This window comes from Limnohabitans sp. Rim8, from assembly GCF_945901735.1.
Classification (GTDB): domain Bacteria; phylum Pseudomonadota; class Gammaproteobacteria; order Burkholderiales; family Burkholderiaceae_C; genus Limnohabitans_A.
On the sequence record NZ_CAMDLM010000014.1, the window covers coordinates 59,044 to 80,266 of the forward strand.

The window sequence follows — 21,223 nt, forward strand, 5'->3', positions numbered from 1 at the left end:
GTCATTTTCAGCACAAGATGACGGGCATTGGAGATCAACACATGCGAATTGACAAACTCACCACTAAATTTCAGGAAGCCTTGTCGGATGCCCAGTCGCTGGCCCTGGGAAAAGACCATGCCTACATCGAGCCCCAGCACTTGTTGGTCGCCATGCTCTTGCAAGACGATGGCCCCAAAGCCATCTTGCAACGTGCGGGCGTTCAGGTGCCTGCCCTGCTGCAGGCGGCCGAAGCGGCTGTGGCGCGCTTGCCTCAAGTGACCGGACAAGACCAGGTGCAAGTGGGCCCCGACTTGGTCAAGCTCTTGCAGACTGCCGAGAAAGAAGCCATCAAGCGCAGCGACGCGTTCATTGCGGGCGAATTGTTCATGCTGGCCTTGGCCGACAGCAAATCAGAGGCGGCGCGCATCGCCAAAGTGCATGGCCTGAACCGCAAAAGTCTGGAGGCGGCCATCGACGCCGTGCGGGGAGGGCAAAGTGTGGGCAGTGCCGATGCGGAAGGCCAGCGCGAAGCGCTCAAAAAATACTGTGTCGACCTGACCGAGCGGGCCCGCATTGGCAAGCTTGACCCGGTGATCGGGCGTGACGATGAAATTCGCCGCGCCATCCAGGTCTTGCAGCGCCGCACCAAAAATAACCCTGTGCTGATTGGCGAGCCTGGTGTAGGCAAGACGGCGATTGTCGAAGGCTTGGCTCAGCGCATCGTGGCGGGCGAAGTGCCTGATTCACTCAAAGGCAAGCGGGTGTTGTCGCTCGACATGGCGGCTTTGCTCGCTGGGGCCAAATTCAGGGGCGAGTTCGAAGAGCGCCTGAAAACCGTGCTCAGTGAACTGGCCAAAGACGAAGGCCAGACCATTGTGTTCATAGACGAGCTGCACACCATGGTAGGCGCGGGCAAGGCCGAAGGGGCCATGGACGCGGGCAACATGCTCAAGCCTGCGCTGGCTCGGGGCGAGTTGCATTGTGTGGGCGCGACCACATTGGACGAGTACCGCAAATACATTGAAAAAGACGCGGCTTTAGAGCGTCGTTTCCAGAAAATTCTGGTCAACGAACCCACCGTCGAGGCCACGATCGCCATCTTGCGCGGCTTGCAGGAGAAATACGAAATCCACCACGGCGTGGACATCACCGACCCGGCCATTGTGGCTGCCGCCGAACTCAGCCACCGGTACATCACCGACCGCTTTTTGCCCGACAAAGCGATTGACCTCATTGACGAAGCTGCAGCCAAGATCAAGATTGAAATCGACTCCAAACCAGAGGTGATTGACAAGTTGGACCGCCGATTGATCCAGCTTCAAATTGAGCGAGAAGCGGTGCGTAAAGAAAGCGACGAGTCTTCACAAAAACGCTTTGCCTTGATCGAGGAAGAGATCGTCAAGCTGAAAAAAGAAGCCGCAGACCTGGAAGAAATCTGGCGCGCCGAGAAGTCGCAGGCCCAAGGCGGGCAGCAGGTGCGCGAGCAAATCGACCAGCTCAGGCAGCAAATTGAGGAGCTGACCCGCAAGGGCGATTTCAACAAAGTGGCCGAGTTGCAATATGGCAAGTTGCCTGCCTTGGAAAAAATTCTCAAAGAAGTGCAGGCCAAGGAAGCAGCACCTGGTGAAAAATCGGTGCACCGCTTGCTGCGCACCCAAGTGGGGGCCGAAGAAATAGCCGAGGTCGTGTCTCGAGCCACCGGCATCCCGGTGTCCAAGATGATGCAGGGTGAGCGTGAAAAACTGCTTCAGATGGAAGAAAAACTGCACCAGCGCGTGGTCGGTCAGGAGGAGGCCATTGCGGCCGTGGCCAACGCCATTCGCCGCTCGCGTTCAGGCCTTTCCGACCCTAACCGTCCCACCGGCTCCTTCTTGTTTTTGGGGCCTACGGGTGTGGGCAAGACGGAGCTGTGCAAAGCGCTGGCAGGCTTTTTGTTTGACAGCGAGGACCACCTGATTCGGATGGACATGAGTGAATTCATGGAAAAGCACTCGGTGGCCCGTCTCATTGGCGCGCCACCTGGTTACGTCGGCTATGAGGAGGGGGGCTATCTGACCGAGGCTGTGCGTCGCAAACCTTACAGTGTCTTGTTGCTTGATGAGGTGGAAAAAGCCCACCCTGACGTGTTCAACGTTTTGCTGCAGGTGCTCGACGATGGCCGTTTGACCGATGGACAGGGCCGCACGGTGGACTTCAAAAACACCGTCATCGTGATGACCTCCAATCTGGGTTCTCACTTGATTCAGGCCATGGTGGGCCAGCCTGCTGAGGACATCAAGGACGCGGTGTGGGATGAGCTCAAGACCCATTTCAGACCCGAATTCTTGAACCGCATTGACGAAACCGTGGTCTTTCACAGCCTGGATGCACAACACATCGCCGCGATTGCCGAGATCCAACTGGGCGTCTTGAAAAACCGCTTGGCCCGCATGGACCTGAACTTAAAGGTCAGCCTGGCGGCCCTGTCCGAATTGGCCAAGGTGGGCTTTGACCCGGTTTTTGGCGCAAGACCTTTGAAAAGGGCCATTCAACAGCGCCTGGAAAATCCTTTGTCCAAACTTTTACTGGAAGGTCGTTTCCCGCCCAAATGCACCATTGAGGTGTCGGTCGACCCGGTGCGCAACCCGGGACAATTCGAGTTCAAGGTGACCGAACAGGCGGCTTGATCACCAGGGCGGCGCAGGCCCTGCTTGCACCGCCGTGACAGACAGGTTTCGGGGCCTTTGGGCACAATGGGGAATGACTTCAAAAATTGCTGGCCACCTGCTTGTTGAATGCCTTCTGGCCCAAGGCGTCACCCATGCTTTCGGGGTGCCCGGAGAGAGTTACCTGGCGGTGCTCGATGGCTTTCACCTGTACCGTGACCAACTCACTTTCGTAACCTGCCGCCAAGAGGGTGGGGCCGCCTTCATGGCCGAAGCCCAAGGCAAGCTCACGGGTCGGCCCGGGATCTGTTTCGTCACGCGTGGCCCTGGGGCCACCAACGCGTCGATCGGCGTTCACACCGCGTTTCAAGACTCCACGCCCATGGTGTTGTTTGTCGGCGATGTGGCCAGCGACACCCGCGACCGCGAAGCCTTCCAGGAAATGGACTACACCCACTTTTTTGGCCCATCGACCAAAGGCATGGCCAAGCGGGTGGAGCGCGTGGACGACCCTGAGCGCTTGCCCGAATATGTGGCCCGCGCTTTTGCCACCGCCATGAACGGCAGGCCCGGCCCGGTGGTCTTGGTGTTGCCCGAAGACATGCTGACCCAGCCCGTGAAGACGCAAGCTTTGGGCCGCGTGGAGCCTGTTCAGGCTTGGAGCGACCCAGGGGCCTTGCGCAGCCTGCGCGACATGCTGCTGGCGGCCCGCAAGCCCTTGGTCATCGCAGGTGGCGGTGGCTGGACAACGCAAGCCGCCCAAGCCCTGCAACGCTTTGCCGAAAACTGGCAGCTGCCTGTGACCAATGCCTTCCGCTTTCAGGACACGTTTGACAATCACCACCCGCTGTATGCCGGTGATGTGGGCATTGGCATTGGTCCTGGCTTGGCGCAACGCGTTCGCGATGCCGATCTGATCGTGGCCATTGGCCCACGCTTGGGTGAAATGACCACCGGGGGCTACACCTTGCTGCAGGCCCCTAAAACAACTCAAAAATTGGTCCACATCCATGCCAGTGCCGAAGAGCTCAACCGGGTCTACCAAGCCGATTTGGCCATTCACGCCACCATGAACGCGGCCGCCCGCAGCCTTGAAGTCTTGAGTGCGCCCACCGAGCTGCCTTGGAGCGATTGGACGCATGGCGCGCAGGCCGATTATCTGGACAACCTCAAGCCCCAGGCATTGCCCGGCACCATTGACATGCCAGCCATCGTGGCTACATTGCAAAAGCATTTGCCAGCGGACGCCGTGTTGACCAATGGTGCGGGTAACTTTGCCAGCTGGATGCACCGTTTTTACAAGCACCACGGCCTGGTCAAGGGCCATAAAACCCAGTTGGCCCCCACGGTGGGGGCCATGGGTTATGGCGTGCCTGCCGGCATTGCGGCCAACTTGTTGACCGGGCGCTTGGCTTTCACCATCGCTGGTGATGGCGACTTTTTAATGAACGGCCAAGAGTTGGCCACGGCGGTGCAGCACGGGGGCAAAAGCATCATTGTGTTGCTGAACAACGGCATGTACGGCACCATCCGCATGCACCAAGAGCGCGAATACCCCAATCATGTGACGGGCTCTAAGCTGCAAAACCCCGACTTTGCCGCTTTGGCGGAGGCTTATGGGTACGTGGGCCTGCGCATCGAGGAGACCGAAGCCTTTGAGCCGGCGCTGTTGGCTGCATTGGCCCGTCCTCAGGGCACACTCATTGAGGTCATGCTCGATCCTGAGGTGATCTCTACACGCGGGACTTTGAGTGCGATCACACAAGCCGCTTTGACCCGCCAAGTACCCACTTGATTGCCAAGTTAGCAAGTTCGTGCGGCCTGGGCGATCTGTATGTTGGTCTACAAAAAAACCCGCCGAGGCGGGTTTTTTTTGAGGTTCAAGCGACTGAATTACTTCAGGTGCTTGCCGATCAGGCCAGCCATTTCGAACATGGTGACTTGCGCTTTGCCGAAAACTGCCTTGAGCTTGTCATCGGCGTTGATGGCGCGACGGTTCACGCTGTCTTGCAGCTTGTGTTTCTTGATGTAGACCCACATTTTGCTGACCACTTCGGTGCGTGGCAGAGGAGCAGCGCCCACCACGGCAGCCAGAGCGGCACTGGGGGTCAGTGCTTTCATGAAGGCGGGGTTGGGTGTGCGCTTGGTTGCAGGAGTTGCCTTTTTAGCGGGGGCCTTGGCGGCCACCTTCTTAGCAGGTGCAGCCGCTTTTTTGGCGGGAGCAGCCGCTTTTTTAGCGGGAGCAGCCTTGGCTGCCGGTGCTGCTTTTTTAGCGGGTGCTGCAGCTTTTTTGGCCGGGGTTTTTTTCGCAGTTGCCATGATGAAATTCCTTTGGTCGGAAGTTGGTTCGCCGCTGAGAAACGGTGTGTTTACAGCTAATAGGATGCTAATGGAGAAAGTGGCACTTTCCAAGCATAAAAATCATTTTTCCCTTGATGTTGTTGCTGTTTTACCCTCGTTGTTTTGCTTTTGTGGGTCTTGGCAACTTTCTGCACGCTGTTTTATGCCATTTGTTGGGCATCCAAGGCTTGGGGGTGCGGCTTAGATTCACAGAGTGGGGGCATTTGGCGGTTTTTTCCTCTTTTTGCTGGTCGAGGAATCATGACGCAGTCCGTCATGAATTGAAGCTGTGCACTCAGAATTGAGTGGAGTGGCAATCCGCGTTCTCGCTGTTGAAGGCTGTTCGGGTTGTTTGTCGATCGTATTGTTTGCGGGACGTTTCATGAGCCGTACTTGATTTTCATATCGCGATAAATTGCGTCAATAGATTTTGTCAGGCCATTTCGAATAATGACTCAAAATTTCATATTGAAAAAATCATTGCGTAAGCTATTGATCTATAACATAAAAAAATATGTCTTCTATAAGACATAAGATAAAATATGGTCTTATATAAGAGTTAAGATCAAAGCAACGACCGGGCAGATCCCGCTGATCCATTACATGTTTTCAACTTGACCACAGGAGTTTCCCATGCCAGCAGACATCACTCAACAACTCAGCCGTGGACAGCAAATCGCTGCCCTTGAAAAAGACTGGGCGAATAACCCGCGCTGGAAAGGCGTCAAGCGCGGTTATTCCGCTGCCGACGTTGTGCGCCTGCGCGGCAGTATGCCCATCGAGCACACTTTGGCCAAGCGCGGCGCTGAGAAGCTCTGGGAAAAGGTCAACGGCGGCGCCAAGAAAGGCTACGTCAACGCATTTGGCGCGATTTCTGCCGGTCAGGCTATGCAACAAGCCAAGGCGGGCCTGGAGGCGGTGTACCTGTCGGGTTGGCAAGTTGCCGCTGACGGCAACACATCAGAGACCATGTACCCCGATCAGTCACTGTACGCGTACGACTCTGTGCCCACCATGGTCCGCCGCATCAACAACACCTTCAAACGGGCCGATGAAATCCAGTGGGGCCGTGGTGTCGAGCCAGGCTCCAAGGAATTCATCGATTACTTCTTGCCCATCGTGGCCGATGCAGAAGCCGGTTTCGGTGGTGTGCTGAACGCCTTCGAATTGATGAAGAACATGATCGCCTCTGGCGCGGCGGGTGTGCACTTCGAAGATCAACTGGCGGCCGTGAAAAAGTGCGGTCACATGGGTGGCAAAGTGTTGGTGCCCACGCATGAAGCTTGCGAGAAGTTGATCTCTGCACGTTTCGCCGCTGACGTCATGGGCGTATCCACCATCGTGTTGGCCCGCACCGACGCTGAAGCCGCCAACTTGATCACTTCTGACCACGACGCCAACGACAAACCGTTCTTGACCGGTGAGCGCACTCAAGAAGGCTTCTACCGTGTCAAGAACGGTCTGGAGCAAGCCATCAGCCGCGGCGTGGCTTACGCCCCCTACGCCGACTTGGTGTGGTGCGAAACGGGTGTGCCAGACATTGGTTTCGCCCGTGAATTTGCCCAAGCGGTGCACGCTGCCTGCCCTGGCAAACTTCTGTCGTACAACTGCTCGCCATCGTTCAACTGGAAGAAAAACCTCAACGACAACCAGATTGCTTCTTTCCAGGAAGACCTGTCGGCTTTGGGTTACAAGTACCAGTTCATCACACTGGCCGGTATCCACATCAACTGGTACAACACATTCCAGTTTGCCCACGCTTACGCCAACGGCGAAGGCATGAAGCACTATGTCAACATGGTGCAAGAGCCAGAATTTGCAGCACGCGACAAAGGTTACACCTTCGTGTCACACCAGCAAGAAGTCGGCGCCGGTTATTTTGACGACGTGACCACCGTGATTCAGGGCGGTTCGTCTTCAGTCAAAGCACTGTCCGGCTCGACCGAAGAAGAGCAGTTCCACTGAGCTGTTTGAAAGGCGTCTGAAAGGGCGCATGAAACAAAAAGCCTCCCGATGCGAGAGTGTCAGGTGGCTTTTTTCGGTGTGTCAGAACAATTCATGAAAAAGCCACCCCTGAGGGTGGCTTTGAACTTTCGCGCTTGGGGCGCTGGCTTCAGCTGGCTTCAGGCAGCCGCCGCCAAAGCTGCATTGAAAGTGACGCTTGGGCACATGATGGCTTTGAGCTTGTCTTGCGACGGGAAAAAATAGCCCCCGATGTCCACCGCACGGCCCTGAACGGCATTGAATTCGGTCACGATTTTCTTTTCTTGTTCGGTCAAAGTTTGGGCCAGCGGTGCAAATTTGCTTTGCAAAGCCAGATCGTCCGTTTGCGCGGCCAACTCCTGCGCCCAATACATGGCCAGGTAAAACTGGCTGCCCCGGTTGTCCAGCTGACCTGTCTTGGGGGAAGGATTTTTGTTGTTGTCCAACAATTTGCCGGTGGCCGCATCCAGGGTTTTGGCCAAAATAACGGCTTTTTTGTTGCCTCGCTTGAGGCCCAGGTCTTCCAGTGAAACGGCCAAGGCCAGGAATTCACCCAGCGAGTCCCAGCGCAGGTGGTTTTCTTCTACCAGCTGTTGCACATGCTTGGGGGCCGAGCCGCCCGCACCGGTTTCGTACATCCCGCCGCCCGCCATCAAAGGCACGATGGACAGCATCTTGGCCGAGGTGCCCAGTTCCATGATCGGGAACAGGTCGGTCAGGTAGTCGCGCAAGATGTTGCCTGTGGCACTGATGGTGTCGAAGCCGCGTACCACGCGCTCCAATGTGTAGCGCATCGCTCGCACCTGGCTCATGATTTGAATTTCAAGACCCGCTGTGTTGTGCTCGTGCAGGTACATCTTGACCTTGGTGATCAGCTGAGCTTCGTGTGGGCGGTACTGGTCGAGCCAGAACACCACGGGCATGCCGGAGTTGCGGGCACGTGTCACGGCCAGCTTGACCCAGTCGCGGATCGCCGCATCTTTGGTTTGGCACATGCGCCAAATGTCACCAACTTCCACGTTTTCCGACAACAACACTTCGCCCGTGTTGATGTCGGTGATGTTGGCGACGCCGTCTTCTTGAATTTCAAAGGTCTTGTCGTGCGAGCCGTACTCTTCGGCTTGTTGCGCCATCAGGCCCACGTTGGGCACGGTGCCCATGGTCTTGGGGTCGAACGCGCCGTGCCATTTGCAGAAGTTGATCATCTCCATGTAGATACGGGCAAACGTCGACTCGGGCATCACAGCCTTGACGTCTTTCAAGCGACCATCGGCACCCCACATTTTGCCGCCGTTGCGGATCATGGCGGGCATGGAAGCGTCCACGATCACGTCATTCGGTGAATGGAAGTTGGTGATGCCCTTGGCCGAGTCAACCATGGCCAGCTCGGGGCGACCTTCATGGCAAGCGTGGAGATCGCGTTTGATTTCGTCTTGTTTGGACTGGGGTAAGGTGGCCACTTTGGCATACAAGTCGGCCATGCCATTGTTCACATTCACCCCCAATTCCTTGAACAAAGCACCGTGCTTGGTAAACGCGTCCTTGTAGAAAATCTTCACGCAGTGGCCGAAAACGATGGGATGGGAGACCTTCATCATTGTGGCCTTGACGTGCAGAGAGAACATCACACCCGTCTGGTGGGCGTCTTCGATTTCTTTTTCATAGAACTCGAGCAGCGCCTTTTTGCTCATGTACATGCTGTCAATGACTTCACGGTCGAGCAAAGCCACTTTGGGCTTGAGGACGATGGTTTTGCCGTTTTGAGTGATCAGCTCCATCTTCACTTCACGGGCGCGGTCCAGCGTGATGGACTTTTCTCCATGATAGAAGTCGCCCGCGTGCATGTGCGAGACGTGCGAGCGTGAGGCCTGGCTCCATTCGGCCATGCTGTGCGGGTTCTTGCGGGCAAATTCCTTGACGGCCTTGGGTGCTCGGCGGTCCGAGTTGCCTTCGCGCAGAACCGGGTTCACTGCCGATCCAATGCATTTGGCATAGCGCGTCTTGAGGGCCTTTTCTTCGTCGTTTTTAGGGGCGTCCGGATAGTCGGGCAGTGCGTAACCCTTGGACTGCAGTTCTTTGATGGCGGCTGTGAGTTGTCCCACCGAGGCGCTGATGTTGGGCAGCTTGATGATGTTGGTGTCGGCGCGCAGCGTCAGTCGGCCCAGCTCGGCCAGGTTGTCAGGGACTTTTTGATCCGCCTTCAGGTGATCGGAAAACTCCCCCAGAATGCGGCCAGCCAGCGAGATGTCGCTGGTTTCAACTTCAATACCTGCCGGTTGCGTGAAGGTGCGAACGATGGGCAAGAAGGCTGCGGTGGCCAACAGAGGCGCTTCATCCGTCAGGGTGTAAATGATTTTGGTGCGTGCTTCAGGCATGGTCATCGTGGTGTGTTTTTACAGGATGAAAAAGGAAGCTACCATCTTAAACCAAGCCTGCCGACATTCGCCTGACAAATGAGCAACTTCATCCAAGGTTTTTAAGTCAGAGCGATCTGCTGCGGTGCTTTTACGCCAGCCTAGCCCAACGCCAGGGCCAGCAAGCCTGTCGGCGCTTTGATTTGTGGGAAAATGAATCTTTGTTGACGCCTCTCCCCTAATTTGGCGCGGTCATTGACCGCGTTTTTGCATTCAATTCCATGGTTCAGATCACGCTTCCTGACGGTTCATTGCGCGAATTTCCCGGCCCGGTCACCGTGGCCGAGGTGGCCGCCTCCATTGGTGCTGGCTTGGCCAAGGCGGCCTTGGGTGGCAAGGTCAATGGTCAACTGGTCGACACCAGCTTCAGCATGTCCTCCAATTCCCAGTTGGCCATCGTGACCGCCAAGGACCCTGAAGGCCTGGAATTGATCCGTCATTCCACGGCTCACTTGTTGGCCTATTCGGTCAAGGCCTTGTTTCCTGAGGCGCAAGTCACGATCGGGCCCGTCATTGAAAACGGGTTTTATTACGACTTTTCCTACAGTCGCCCCTTCACGCCCGATGACTTGGTGGCGATCGAAAAGCGCATGACCGAGCTGGCCGCCAAAGACGAGCCCGTGTTGCGTCGTGAGCTGCCACGCGATGAGGCGGTGGCCCACTTCAAGGCCATCGGTGAGCATTACAAAGCCGAAATCATCGGCAGCATTCCGGCCGACCAAGCGGTCAGCCTGTACCGCGAAGGCGATTTCGAAGACCTGTGCCGCGGTCCGCACGTGCCCAGCACCGGCAAGCTTAAACACTTCAAACTCATGAAGGTCGCCGGCGCGTACTGGCGTGGTGACAGCAAAAACGAGATGCTGCAGCGCGTGTATGGCACCGCTTGGTCCAGCAAGGAAGACTTGCAGCAGTACTTGTTGCGCCTGGAAGAAGCCGAAAAACGTGACCACCGCAAGTTGGGCCGCGAGCTCGATTTGTTCCACATCGATGAGCACGCCCCTGGTTTGGTGTTCTGGCACCCCAAGGGTTGGACCGTCTGGCAGGCCGTGGAGCAGTATATGCGTCAGGTCTACCGGGACAGCGGCTACCTCGAAGTCAAAGGCCCACAGATTTTGGACAAAACCCTGTGGGAAAAAACGGGCCACTGGGACAAATACCGCGACAACATGTTCACCACCGAGTCGGAAAAGCGCGATTACGCGCTAAAGCCGATGAACTGCCCGGGGCACATCCTGATTTTCAAGCAAGGCCTCAAGAGCTACCGCGATCTGCCGCTTCGCTACGGCGAGTTCGGTCAGTGTCATCGCAATGAGCCCTCCGGTGGTTTGCACGGCATCATGCGCGTGCGAGGCTTCACGCAGGATGATGGCCATATTTTTTGCACCGAGGACCAGATCCTGCCCGAGTGCGACACCTTCACCCAGGTGCTCAAGAATGTGTACGCCGATTTTGGCTTCAGCGACATCCTCTACAAAGTGTCGACGAGACCGGCTGCCCGAATCGGCTCGGACGAGCTGTGGGACAAGGCCGAAAAAGCACTGATGGACAGCCTGCGCCATTCCGGTTGCGATTTCGTGATTTCGCAAGGCGATGGTGCTTTTTACGGCCCCAAGATTGAATACACCCTGAAAGACGCCATCGGCCGTGAATGGCAGTGCGGCACGATCCAGGTTGACTTTAATTTGTCTGAGCGCTTGGATGCGGAGTACGTGGCCGAAGACGGTTCGCGCCATAGGCCGGTGATCCTTCACCGCGCCATCGTGGGCAGTATGGAGCGTTTCATCGGTATTTTGGTCGAGCAGCATGCCGGGGCGTTGCCCACTTGGCTGGCCCCCATCCAGGTTTCTGTGCTGAACATCACCGATGCTCAGTCTGATTACTGTCGTGAAATCGCTGCAAAACTGCAAAAATCGGTGTCAAATCAAGGCCTTAGGGTTCAAACGGACCTGCGCAACGAAAAAATCACGTATAAAATACGTGAGCATTCGTTGCAAAAGCTGCCTTACATTCTTGTCGCTGGCGATAAGGAAAAGGCAGCAGGTACCGTCGCTGTGCGCGCCCGGGGTAACAAAGACCTCGGTGTGATGTCGATCGATGCGTTCATTGAACGCATTGCTGCCGACATCGCTTCTAAAGCCTGAAGGTGAGTTTCGCCACAAGCTTTGGCCCGTGGGCACAAAGATGGATAGGCTGCTTTTTGCAGTTTTTTCCGTAAAGGATTGAGTCATCGCTACCGAATTTCGTGATCGTCGCCAACGCGAAGAACGTAAACACCGTTTGAACCGTGAAATCATGGCCCCAGAAGTCCGTGTTTCCGGCCCTGAAAATGAGCCCATGGGCATTTTGTCACTTTCAGAGGCCCTGCGCCTTGCCGGTGAAATGGATGTGGACCTGGTTGAAATTGCCGCCACCGCCAGCCCTCCCGTGTGCCGTCTGATGGACTACGGCAAGTTCAAGTACCAAGAGCAAAAGCGTGCGGCAGAAGCCAAAGCCAAGCAAACGGTCATTGACATCAAGGAAGTCAAGTTCCGCCCGGGCACGGACGACGGCGACTACAACATCAAGATGCGCAACATTCGCCGGTTTTTGACCGACGGTGACAAGTGCAAAATCACTTTGCGTTTCCGTGGTCGTGAAATCACCCACCAGGAGTTGGGTTTGGCGCTACTCAATCGAATTCGCGATGATCTGGCTGACACCATCATTGTTGAGCAGTTTCCCAAACTGGAAGGTCGCCAGATGATCATGATGATCGCACCAGGTCGTAAAAAGCCTGTGGCCGGTGGTAAGTCGTCTGATGCGTCTGTACCGGCGGAATCGGCTTGACAAAGAATTTGACCGGCTTTAGGGCTGGTTGAATCAAAAGCGGCCTTCGGGCGGCTTTTGTTAAAAGTGGCTCGGGGCCAACAAGGCTGCAAATTTTTTGCAGACGCCTCACGAGCACAATGAAAGGAGCATGAATATGCCCAAGATGAAGACCAAAAGCAGCGCCAAAAAGCGCTTCCGTGTTCGTCCCGGTGGAACCGTTAAACGCGGCCAAGCCTTCAAACGTCACATCCTGACCAAGAAGACCACCAAAAACAAGCGCCACCTTCGCGGTGCAGTGGCTGTGCATGAGACCAACATGGGTCACATCGCTCAGATGCTGCCGATGGCTGGCCTGTAACTACTGACGAACAAGGAGAACATATATGCCTCGCGTTAAACGTGGTGTAACGGCACGCGCCCGTCACAAGAAAGTTTTGGCCCTTGCAAAAGGTTTCCGCGGCCGCCGCGGCAATGTCTTCCGTATCGCCAAACAAGCGGTGATGAAGGCTGGCCAGTATGCCTACCGTGACCGCCGCACCAAAAAGCGTGTGTTCCGTCAGTTGTGGATTGCCCGTATCAACGCCGCTGCGCGTGAATGCGGTCTGACCTACAGCCAGTTCGCCAACGGCCTGAAGAAGGCTGCCATCGAAATCGACCGTAAGATGCTGGCGGACATCGCCGTGCATGACAAGTCCGCTTTTGCTGGCATCGTGACCCAAGTCAAAGCCAAACTGGCCGCAGCTTGAGTTCATGAGTGGCATGGGCCTTTAGGCCTGTGTCACGCACTCGATCAAAGGGATTGAGGCTCACAAAAGCTTCAATCCCTTTTTTAATTTGTTATCTACGAAATTCCCACCATGAACGAGCTGGACACCCTGGTCGAATCTGCCCGCCAGAGTTTTGCGCAGGCACTGACACCTGCTGACCTCGAAAACGCCAAGGCCCTGTTTTTGGGCAAGTCCGGTCGCTTGACCGAGCTGATGAAGGGCATGGCCGCGCTGAGCGTGGAGGGCAAGAAAACCCGAGGAGCTGCCATCAACAGCGCCAAGCAAGCGATCGAGGCCGCGCTGAACGAGAGCCGCCAGGCGTTGGCCGATGCCGAGTTGCAAGCGCAGCTCAAAGCCGAAGCGCTCGATGTGACGCTGCCAGGACGCAGCGCCAATGCGGGGGGTGGTTTGCATCCTGTCTCGCTGACACTTGAGCGGGTCGAACAGATTTTTGGCTCCATGGGTTTCGAAGTGGCACAGGGCCCCGAGATCGAGACCGACTGGTTCAACTTCACCGCGCTCAACACGCCCGAAGACCACCCAGCCCGCTCCATGCACGACACCTTCTATGTGGAAGGCGGTCATTTGCTGCGCACGCACACCAGCCCGATGCAGATCCGTCATGCAGTGCAGCACGTCAAACGCTACAAGAACCAACTCGACGCGGGTCAAGGGATGCCCGAAATCCGTGTCATTGCCCCAGGCCGCACTTACCGTGTGGACAGCGATGCCACCCATTCGCCCATGTTCCACCAATGCGAAGGCCTGTGGATTGGCGAGAATGTGAGCTTCAAGGACTTGAAGGTCGTGGTCACCGATTTCTGCCGCACCTTTTTCGAAAGCGATGACTTGATTTTGCGCTTTCGTCCCAGCTTTTTCCCCTTCACCGAACCCAGCGCCGAGATCGACATCCAGTTCCAGAGCGGCCCGCTGGCCGGTCGCTGGCTCGAGGTGGGCGGCTCCGGTCAGGTGCACCCCAGCGTGGTGCGCAACATGGGCCTGGACCCTGAGCACTTCATTGGTTTTGCCTTTGGCATGGGCATGGACCGTTTTACCATGCTGCGCTACGGCGTGAACGACTTGCGCCTGTTCTTTGACGGCGATGTGCGCTTCCTGAGCCAGTTCCAGTAATTACCTCCCAAGTCCGATACACGAGACACGAGCCATGCAATTTCCCGAATCCTGGTTGCGCGAGTTCTGCAACCCGTCCCTTAGCACCCAGCAACTGGCCGACACCCTGACCATGGCTGGCCTTGAAGTGGAAGAACTCGAGCCCGTGGCCCCGCCGTTCAAGCACATCGTGGTCGGTGAAATCAAGGAAGCCGTGCAACACCCGAACGCCGACCGCCTGCGCGTGTGCCAGGTGGACGTGGGGCAGGGCGCTTTGCTCAACATCGTGTGCGGAGCCCCCAATGCCCGTGTGGGCATCCGCGTGCCTTGCGCCATGGTGGGTGCCGAATTGCCTCCAGGCGAAGATGGCAAACCTTTTGTGATCAAGGTCGGTAAGCTGCGCGGCGTTGAAAGCCAGGGCATGCTGTGCTCGGCCAAAGAGTTGCAGATTGCCGATGACCACGGCGGCCTGCTGGAGTTACCCGCTGACGCTCCTTTGGGTCAGAACATTCGCCAGTACTTGAACTTGGACGACACCCTGATGACGCTCAAGTTGACGCCCAATTTGGCGCACTGCTTGAGCATTTATGGCATCGCCCGCGAAGTGTCGGCCCTGACCGGCGCGCCTTTAAAGGCCCCGATTTTCACACCAGTGGCCACACAGGTCAGCGACAAGCTGGGGGTGAAGGTACAGGCCACCGACCTGTGCGGGCGCTTCAGCGGTCGTGTGGTCAAGGGTGTGAACACCCAGGCCCAAACCCCGCAGTGGATGGTCGATCGCCTGGCCCGTTGCGGCCAGCGCAGCGTGAGCCCGCTGGTGGACATCTCCAACTACGTGATGTTCGAGTTCGGTCGGCCTTCGCACATTTTTGACCTCGACAAAATCCACGGTAGCCTGAAGGTGCGTTGGGGCCAGCCTGGCGAAACGCTCAAGTTGCTCAACGGCAACACCGTGACCGTGGACGACAAGGTCGGCGTGATCGCCGATGACCGCGAGGTCGAATCGCTGGCGGGCATCATGGGTGGCCATGCCACCGCCGTGTCCGACGACACGCAAAATATCTACATCGAAGCCGCTTTCTGGTGGCCCACGTCCATCGCGGGCCGTTCGCGCCGCTTCAACTTTTCAACCGATGCCGGTCACCGGTTTGAACGTGGTGTGGACCCGCAACTGACGGTGGAGCACATTGAGCGCATCACCCAGTTGGTGCTGGACATTTGCGGCACACCCGAGACCCAAGTCGGCCCCGTTGACGATCAGATCCTGAACGTGCCAGCGATCACGCCTGTCACGCTGCGCGTGGCCCGTGCGGTCAAGGTGATTGGCATGCCGCTCACGCAGCAGCAGTGCGCCGATGTGCTGCGCAGTTTGGGTTTGCAAGTCGCTGAAGGCGAGGGCACCGTCACCGTCACGCCGCCCAGCTTCCGGTTCGATTTGCAGATCGAAGAAGACCTGATCGAAGAAGTGGCCCGCATGGTGGGCTACAACAACCTGCCCACGAACCCACCGCTGGCCCCCATCACGGCCAAGGTGCGCCCTGATAACGAGCGCAGCCCGTCGACCGTGCGACGCGTCATGGCGGCACTGGGTTACCAGGAAACCATCAACTACAGCTTTGTCGAAGAAAGCTGGGAGCGTGATCTGGCGGGCAACGCCCACCCGGTCCGGCTGCTCAACCCGATTGCCAGCCAGATGAGTGTCATGCGCTCCAGCCTGATCGGCTCGCTGCTGCAAGTCGTGAAGTTCAATGTCGACCGCAAGGCCGACCGCGTGCGCGTGTTCGAGCTGGGGCGCGTGTTTTTGCGCAATGCCGCCGTGCAAAGCAACGACACCACCGTAGAAGGTTTCGACCAGCCCATGAAAGTTTCAGGCATGGCCTGGGGCCCCTTGGAGCCGCTGAATTGGACCGGCAAGTCGCGTCTGGTGGATTTCTTTGACGTCAAAGCCGATGTCGAGCGTTTGCTGGCCCCGGCTCAAGCCGGATTTGTGACCTCCGAACACCCCGCTTTGCACCCCGGCCGCGCAGCCCAGGTGCTGCTCAATGGCCATGTGATCGGTCATGTGGGTGAATTGCACCCGCGCTGGCGTCAGGCCTGGGACTTGCCGCACGCGCCTGTGGTGTTCGAGCTGGACCTGAATGCGGTCAGCCAGCGCAGCGTGCCCGTGGCCAAGCCCGTCGCCAAACTGCAAGCGGTGGAGCGCGACATCGCCGTGATCGTGCGCGAGCAGGTCACCCATGCCCAGTTGATGCAGGCCATCCACAGCGCCGCGACTGAGGGTTTGCTGCGCCATGCGGTGCTGTTCGATGTTTACCGCCCCAAGATGGATGCGGCTGGCGGTTTGGCAGTGGGCGAGAAAAGTCTGGCGGTGCGTTTGAGCTTGCACAGCGACGAGGCCACCTTGACCGATGCCCAGATCGAAGCCGCCATGGGTGCCGTCATGGCCAGCCTGTCAGAGCGAGTTTCAGCGCGTTTACGCAGCTGAGGGTGTGCCATGCAAATTAGTTTTGAATCTCTGGAAACACCGGCCCTGACCAAGGCGCATCTGGCCGATTTGTTGTTCGAACAGATCGGCTTGAACAAGCGCGAGTCCAAGGACATGGTCGATGCCTTCTTTGACCTGGTGGTGGACAGCCTGATTGCGCGTGACGATGTGAAGATTTCCGGTTTCGGTAATTTCCAGATCCGCACCAAGGCAGCACGTCCCGGGCGCAACCCGCGCACTGGAGAATTGATCCCGATTGATGCACGTCGTGTCGCGACCTTCCATGCCAGCCATAAACTCAAGGCCTTGATTCAGGGCGATGCCGTTGACGACGAGGGTGTGGAGACGGTGGGTCGCTGAATTATTCCGATTGGAGTGCCCATGTTGTTCAAGTTCAAATCCCAAGTGACCAGCGACCTCATCATGCTCGAGCCCGATGCCCGCCGGCTGCTGCACATCATGTTGGGTCACGACCCTGTCAAAGGCATCATTTTGGTGAAGGACCTGCCAGCGGCCATTGCCAAGCTGGAGTCGGCTGTGGCCCAGGACGAGGCGGCTCGTTTGCAGCGCAGCCAGGAGGCGCAAAAAGCTTTGGCGCCCAAAGACAGCCCGCAACACGCCTTTGGCGAGGCCCTGAACCCGGTGCGTCTCGCGCAACGGGCGAGCCCCATGCTCAAGATGCTCAAGCACTGCGTGGCGGACCCGGCCGACATGGTCTGGGGCGTTTGACCCTCAGGATGGCCGCTTGCTGAACACGGCGCCACCGAGTTTGGCGCCGGGCTTGATTTGTCGCTTGGCAAACCAGCCTTGGTTCATCTCCAGCACAAAGCGCACGGGTTTGCTGGAGCAATGCGAGTCATCGCTTTGCGGCTGCATGTCGGCCAAGTTGACGATGGTGCCATCGTCTTCGACAAAAGCAGCGGTCAAAGGAATCAGGGTGTTGCGCATCCAAAAGCATTGGGTGGTCGCTTGTTCGAACACGAACAGCATGCCCTCATGCACCGGCATGTCCTTGCGCCACATCAGACCAGTCTGGCGCTGCTCGGGGGTTTGGGCCAATTGAACATCCAGGCGGTGCATGCCGACCGTCAGTTGCGTACGGGCCAGGCCCAATTGTGGCCCGGGGTTTGACTGGGCGTATGCCAGTGATCCGCCCAGCAGCAGGCTGCAGCCGATCCAGAGGGCAACGCTGAGCCTGAAAAAATCCCGTGCCATGTAGCAAAAAGAGCGATAAGGCGTTAAAAAAAGGGCAGTCATGGTTGGGGTGAACAAGCAGTAAATAAGCAAGCCCCAAGGATAACCCCTGGCCAGCGTGGCGCCGTGCAGGGGGCGTTCACATCCCGTGCAAAAAACCGGCATATGTCGGCTCAGGCCTTCCCGAACTCGGCAACAGCAGGAGGCAGACCGTCCCCAACGCCAAACCTCAAGGCCCAAAGCCACGCGAGCGCCGATTTTCAGCACTTCAAGGGGTGCGGTTGCTTGAGAATTGGCCGTGCGCCGCGTCGGGCTCACCCTGGCTGGCCAAAGCGCTGTCTGAGGGCCTCTCAGTCGACGACAAGGCCTGTGACGTGGCCTGGATGTTCGCGGCCATCAGGCCCTTGGCGCCCTGGGTCAGCTCGAAATCGACGCGCTGGCCTTCCTTGAGGCTTTTGAAGCCCTCCATTTGGATGGCCGAGAAATGGACAAAGGCGTCAGCGCCGCCGCCGTCGGGTTGAATGAAACCAAAACCTTTGGCATCGTTGAACCATTTGACCGTCCCACTGGGCATACGATGTCTCCGTATTTTTATTAGAGGGCTCAGTTTGAGTAATTCAAAGCGAATTTGTCAATGTGAGGTTTTCCCGGGGTGCAGCATTTGTGCCGCAGGGAGCCAAGACTTTTCAAGCCCCGTGCTCAAAGGGCTTGAAAGCATCGATAGAATGAAATCATGGCAACGAAAAAACCTTCCCAACCCACGCTGCCGACCGTGACCCCGCGAGCGCCCGATGGCGGCGACGCCGTGGTCCTCGAAAGACGTGCGCAGAAAATAGAACCGCCCCAGATGTACCAGGTGGCGATGCTCAACGACGACTTCACCCCGATGGAATTCGTGGTGATGGTGATCCAGGAGTTTTTCAGCAAAGACCGCGAAGCGGCCACCCAAATCATGCTCAAAATCCACTTGGACGGCAAAGGCGTATGCGGTGTTTACTCACGCGACGTGGCCGCCACCAAGGTCGATCAGGTTCTGGACGCAGCCAAACAGGCCGGTCACCCGCTGCAATGTGTCAGTGAACCCATTGAATAAGTCGGTATGCCCCCCACCTCCCAACCATCTCATTTACTCAGCAAGGCATAAGGAAATCACATGATTGCCCAAGAATTGGAAGTCAGCTTGCACATGGCCTTTGTTGAAGCTCGTCAGCAGCGCCATGAATTCATCACGGTGGAGCACTTGCTGCTGGCCCTGTTGGACAACCCCAGTGCGGCCGAAGTGCTGCGAGCATGTGCGGCCAACATCGATGATTTGCGCAAAGCCTTGAGCAATTTCATCAAGGACAACACCCCGCAGGTCGCCGGTGCGGAAGAGGTTGACACGCAACCCACATTGGGGTTCCAACGCGTGATCCAGCGCGCCATCATGCATGTGCAATCCACCGGCAACGGCAAAAAGGAGGTCACCGGTGCCAACGTGCTTGTGGCTATTTTTGGCGAAAAAGACTCGCACGCCGTGTATTACCTGCACCAGCAGGGCATCACGCGTTTGGACGTGGTCAATTTCATTGCCCACGGCATTCGCAAGACCGATCCGCCCGAGGCGGCCAAATCCGATGCGCCCGCAAGCGCCGAAACCGAGGAGGCCAGCGGTGGTGAGCGCAACGAAAAAGCCTCGCCCCTGGAGCAGTTCACCAACAACCTCAATCAGGCGGCCAAAGAAGGCAAGATCGATCCCCTGATTGGCCGTGAATACGAAGTCGAGCGCACGATCCAAATTTTGTGCCGCCGCCGCAAAAACAACCCGCTGCTGGTGGGCGAAGCCGGTGTGGGTAAAACCGCGATTGCCGAGGGCTTGGCCTGGCGCATCACGCAGGGCACTGTGCCCGACATCTTGGCCGAAGCCACGGTGTACTCGCTTGACATGGGTGCGCTGCTCGCAGGCACCAAGTACCGGGGTGACTTTGAACAGCGGCTCAAGGGCGTGCTCAAGTCGCTCAAGGAAAAACCCAACGGTATTCTTTTCATTGACGAAATCCACACCCTGATCGGTGCGGGTGCGGCCTCGGGCGGCACCCTGGACGCCTCCAACTTGCTCAAGCCAGCCCTCTCCAGTGGCCAGCTCAAGTGCATCGGCGCGACCACCTTCACCGAATACCGAGGCATCTTTGAAAAAGACGCTGCTTTGTCGCGTCGCTTCCAGAAAGTGGACGTGGTCGAGCCCACGGTGTCCGAGACGGTGGACATCCTCAAAGGCCTCAAAAGCCGTTTTGAAGACCACCACAGCGTCAAGTACACCAACGCGGCGTTGCAGGCTGCCGCTGAGTTGTCGGCCAAGTTCATCAACGACCGCCAGTTGCCCGACAAGGCGATTGACGTGATCGACGAAGCTGGTGCGGCCCAGCGCATCCAGGTGGCCTCCAAGCGCAAAAAGACGATTGGCAAGGCCGAAATTGAGGACATCGTCGCCAAGATCGCCCGAATCCCACCGGCCAACGTGTCCAACGACGACCGCAGCAAGTTGCAGACCATCGAGCGTGACCTCAAATCGGTGGTGTTTGGTCAGGACAAAGCCATCGAAGTGCTGGCCTCTGCAGTCAAGATGGCCCGCTCGGGCCTGGGCAAGACCGACAAGCCGATTGGCTCGTTCCTGTTCTCGGGCCCCACGGGCGTGGGCAAGACCGAGGCGGCCAAGCAACTGGCTTACATCATGGGCATTGAGCTCATTCGCTTTGACATGTCCGAGTACATGGAGCGCCACGCCGTCAGCCGCCTGATCGGCGCGCCCCCCGGCTATGTGGGCTTTGACCAGGGCGGCTTGTTGACTGAGGCGGTGACCAAGAAGCCCCATTGCGTGCTCTTGCTCGATGAGATCGAAAAAGCCCATCCGGACATCTTCAACGTGCTGCTGCAGGTGATGGACCACGGCACTTTGACCGACAACAACGGGCGCAAGGCCGATTTCCGCAATGTGATCATCATCATGACCACCAACGCGGGGGCCGAGACCATGAACAAGGCCACCATTGGTTTCACCAACCCCCGCGCGGCAGGCGATGAAATGGCCGACATCAAGCGCCTCTTCACGCCAGAGTTCCGCAACCGCCTGGACGCCATGGTCAGCTTCAAACCGTTAGACGAACAGATCATCCTGCGCGTGGTGGATAAATTCCTGCTGCAACTGGAAACCCAGTTGGGCGAGAAAAAGGTGGACGTTAACTTCACCGACGCCTTGCGCAAGTTCTTGGGCAAGAAGGGCTTCGATCCGCTCATGGGCGCGCGTCCGATGCAGCGCCTGATCCAGGACACGATCCGCAAGGCTTTGGCCGACGAGTTGCTGTTTGGGCGTCTGACTGAGGGTGGCCGCCTGACGGTGGACATGGACGACAAGGACGAGGTCTTACTGGACATCACGCCCAACCCGAAAAAGGAAAGCCGTGCTTCGCGCTCGGAGCCTACCGAGCCAGAAGAAGCGACGGCCGATTAAGACCCGTA

At 57.5% G+C, this 21,223-nt stretch carries 17 protein-coding genes; 13 read left to right on the plus strand and 4 right to left on the minus strand.

All coding sequences use genetic code 11. The features are described 5' to 3' along the window. Nucleotides 1-41: 41 nt before the first annotated feature. Nucleotides 42-2,648 carry an ATP-dependent chaperone ClpB gene (gene clpB, locus Q0O99_RS08925; RefSeq protein ID WP_293750584.1) on the plus strand — a complete coding sequence of 869 codons (2,607 nt, stop codon included), beginning with the start codon at nucleotides 42-44 and terminating at the stop codon, nucleotides 2,646-2,648. 73 nt (nucleotides 2,649-2,721) lie between these two features. Then, nucleotides 2,722-4,422, plus strand: a complete 1,701-nt coding sequence (locus Q0O99_RS08930) for a thiamine pyrophosphate-binding protein (RefSeq protein WP_293750585.1) — start codon at nucleotides 2,722-2,724, stop codon at nucleotides 4,420-4,422. 98 nt (nucleotides 4,423-4,520) lie between these two features. On the opposite strand, the gene Q0O99_RS08935 is transcribed toward Q0O99_RS08930, so the two are convergent. After that, complete coding sequence (locus Q0O99_RS08935) at nucleotides 4,521-4,946, minus strand: SWIB/MDM2 domain-containing protein (protein ID WP_293750616.1); 426 nt, start codon at nucleotides 4,944-4,946, stop codon at nucleotides 4,521-4,523. A gap of 654 nt (nucleotides 4,947-5,600) precedes the next feature. On the opposite strand from Q0O99_RS08935, the gene aceA reads away from it, so the two are divergent. After that, complete coding sequence (aceA, locus tag Q0O99_RS08940) at nucleotides 5,601-6,932, plus strand: isocitrate lyase (protein WP_293750586.1); 1,332 nt, start codon at nucleotides 5,601-5,603, stop codon at nucleotides 6,930-6,932. A 158-nt stretch (nucleotides 6,933-7,090) separates the two neighbouring features. Here aceA and Q0O99_RS08945 read toward each other — a convergent pair whose 3' ends face one another. Next, nucleotides 7,091-9,325, minus strand: coding sequence for an NADP-dependent isocitrate dehydrogenase (locus Q0O99_RS08945; RefSeq protein WP_293750587.1), 2,235 nt, complete (start codon nucleotides 9,323-9,325; stop codon nucleotides 7,091-7,093). 260 nt (nucleotides 9,326-9,585) lie between these two features. Here Q0O99_RS08945 and thrS point away from each other — a divergent pair, with 260 nt between their 5' ends. The 8 genes from thrS to Q0O99_RS08985 all read left to right on the plus strand — a co-directional run bounded on the left by thrS (nucleotide 9,586) and on the right by Q0O99_RS08985 (nucleotide 17,263). Further along, nucleotides 9,586-11,505 (plus strand): threonine--tRNA ligase, encoded by a 1,920-nt coding sequence (thrS, locus tag Q0O99_RS08950; RefSeq protein WP_293750588.1) that lies wholly within the window; start codon nucleotides 9,586-9,588, stop codon nucleotides 11,503-11,505. Nucleotides 11,506-11,590: 85 nt separating this feature from the next. Next, entirely contained in the window at nucleotides 11,591-12,190 is a 600-nt protein-coding gene (gene infC / locus Q0O99_RS08955; RefSeq protein WP_293750617.1) for a translation initiation factor IF-3, read from the plus strand. A gap of 136 nt (nucleotides 12,191-12,326) precedes the next feature. Continuing rightward, the gene (gene rpmI, locus Q0O99_RS08960; RefSeq protein ID WP_019428895.1) at nucleotides 12,327-12,530 is read left to right on the plus strand and encodes a 50S ribosomal protein L35; all 204 of its coding nucleotides are present in this window, start codon (nucleotides 12,327-12,329) and stop codon (nucleotides 12,528-12,530) included. A 25-nt stretch (nucleotides 12,531-12,555) separates the two neighbouring features. Then, nucleotides 12,556-12,918, plus strand: coding sequence for a 50S ribosomal protein L20 (rplT, locus tag Q0O99_RS08965; RefSeq protein ID WP_293750590.1), 363 nt, complete (start codon nucleotides 12,556-12,558; stop codon nucleotides 12,916-12,918). A 111-nt stretch (nucleotides 12,919-13,029) separates the two neighbouring features. Beyond that, entirely contained in the window at nucleotides 13,030-14,070 is a 1,041-nt protein-coding gene (gene pheS / locus Q0O99_RS08970; protein ID WP_293750592.1) for a phenylalanine--tRNA ligase subunit alpha, read from the plus strand. Nucleotides 14,071-14,104: 34 nt separating this feature from the next. Then, entirely contained in the window at nucleotides 14,105-16,534 is a 2,430-nt protein-coding gene (pheT, locus tag Q0O99_RS08975; RefSeq protein ID WP_293750594.1) for a phenylalanine--tRNA ligase subunit beta, read from the plus strand. A 9-nt stretch (nucleotides 16,535-16,543) separates the two neighbouring features. Next, entirely contained in the window at nucleotides 16,544-16,894 is a 351-nt protein-coding gene (locus Q0O99_RS08980; RefSeq protein ID WP_293750596.1) for an integration host factor subunit alpha, read from the plus strand. 21 nt (nucleotides 16,895-16,915) lie between these two features. Then, nucleotides 16,916-17,263, plus strand: a complete 348-nt coding sequence (locus Q0O99_RS08985; RefSeq protein WP_293750598.1) for a DUF1840 domain-containing protein — start codon at nucleotides 16,916-16,918, stop codon at nucleotides 17,261-17,263. Between the two features lie 3 nt (nucleotides 17,264-17,266). Here the strand turns inward: Q0O99_RS08985 and Q0O99_RS08990 are convergent, their stop codons facing one another. Together Q0O99_RS08990 and Q0O99_RS08995 are read right to left on the minus strand one after the other, a co-directional pair. Next, complete coding sequence (locus tag Q0O99_RS08990; protein ID WP_293750600.1) at nucleotides 17,267-17,791, minus strand: DUF192 domain-containing protein; 525 nt, start codon at nucleotides 17,789-17,791, stop codon at nucleotides 17,267-17,269. Between the two features lie 205 nt (nucleotides 17,792-17,996). Continuing rightward, nucleotides 17,997-18,302 (minus strand): cold-shock protein, encoded by a 306-nt coding sequence (locus Q0O99_RS08995; protein WP_293750602.1) that lies wholly within the window; start codon nucleotides 18,300-18,302, stop codon nucleotides 17,997-17,999. A 159-nt stretch (nucleotides 18,303-18,461) separates the two neighbouring features. Here Q0O99_RS08995 and clpS point away from each other — a divergent pair, with 159 nt between their 5' ends. After that, complete coding sequence (gene clpS / locus Q0O99_RS09000; protein WP_293750603.1) at nucleotides 18,462-18,821, plus strand: ATP-dependent Clp protease adapter ClpS; 360 nt, start codon at nucleotides 18,462-18,464, stop codon at nucleotides 18,819-18,821. Between the two features lie 60 nt (nucleotides 18,822-18,881). Then, nucleotides 18,882-21,215, plus strand: a complete 2,334-nt coding sequence (gene clpA, locus Q0O99_RS09005) for an ATP-dependent Clp protease ATP-binding subunit ClpA (protein ID WP_293750605.1) — start codon at nucleotides 18,882-18,884, stop codon at nucleotides 21,213-21,215. Nucleotides 21,216-21,223 lie beyond the last annotated feature (8 nt).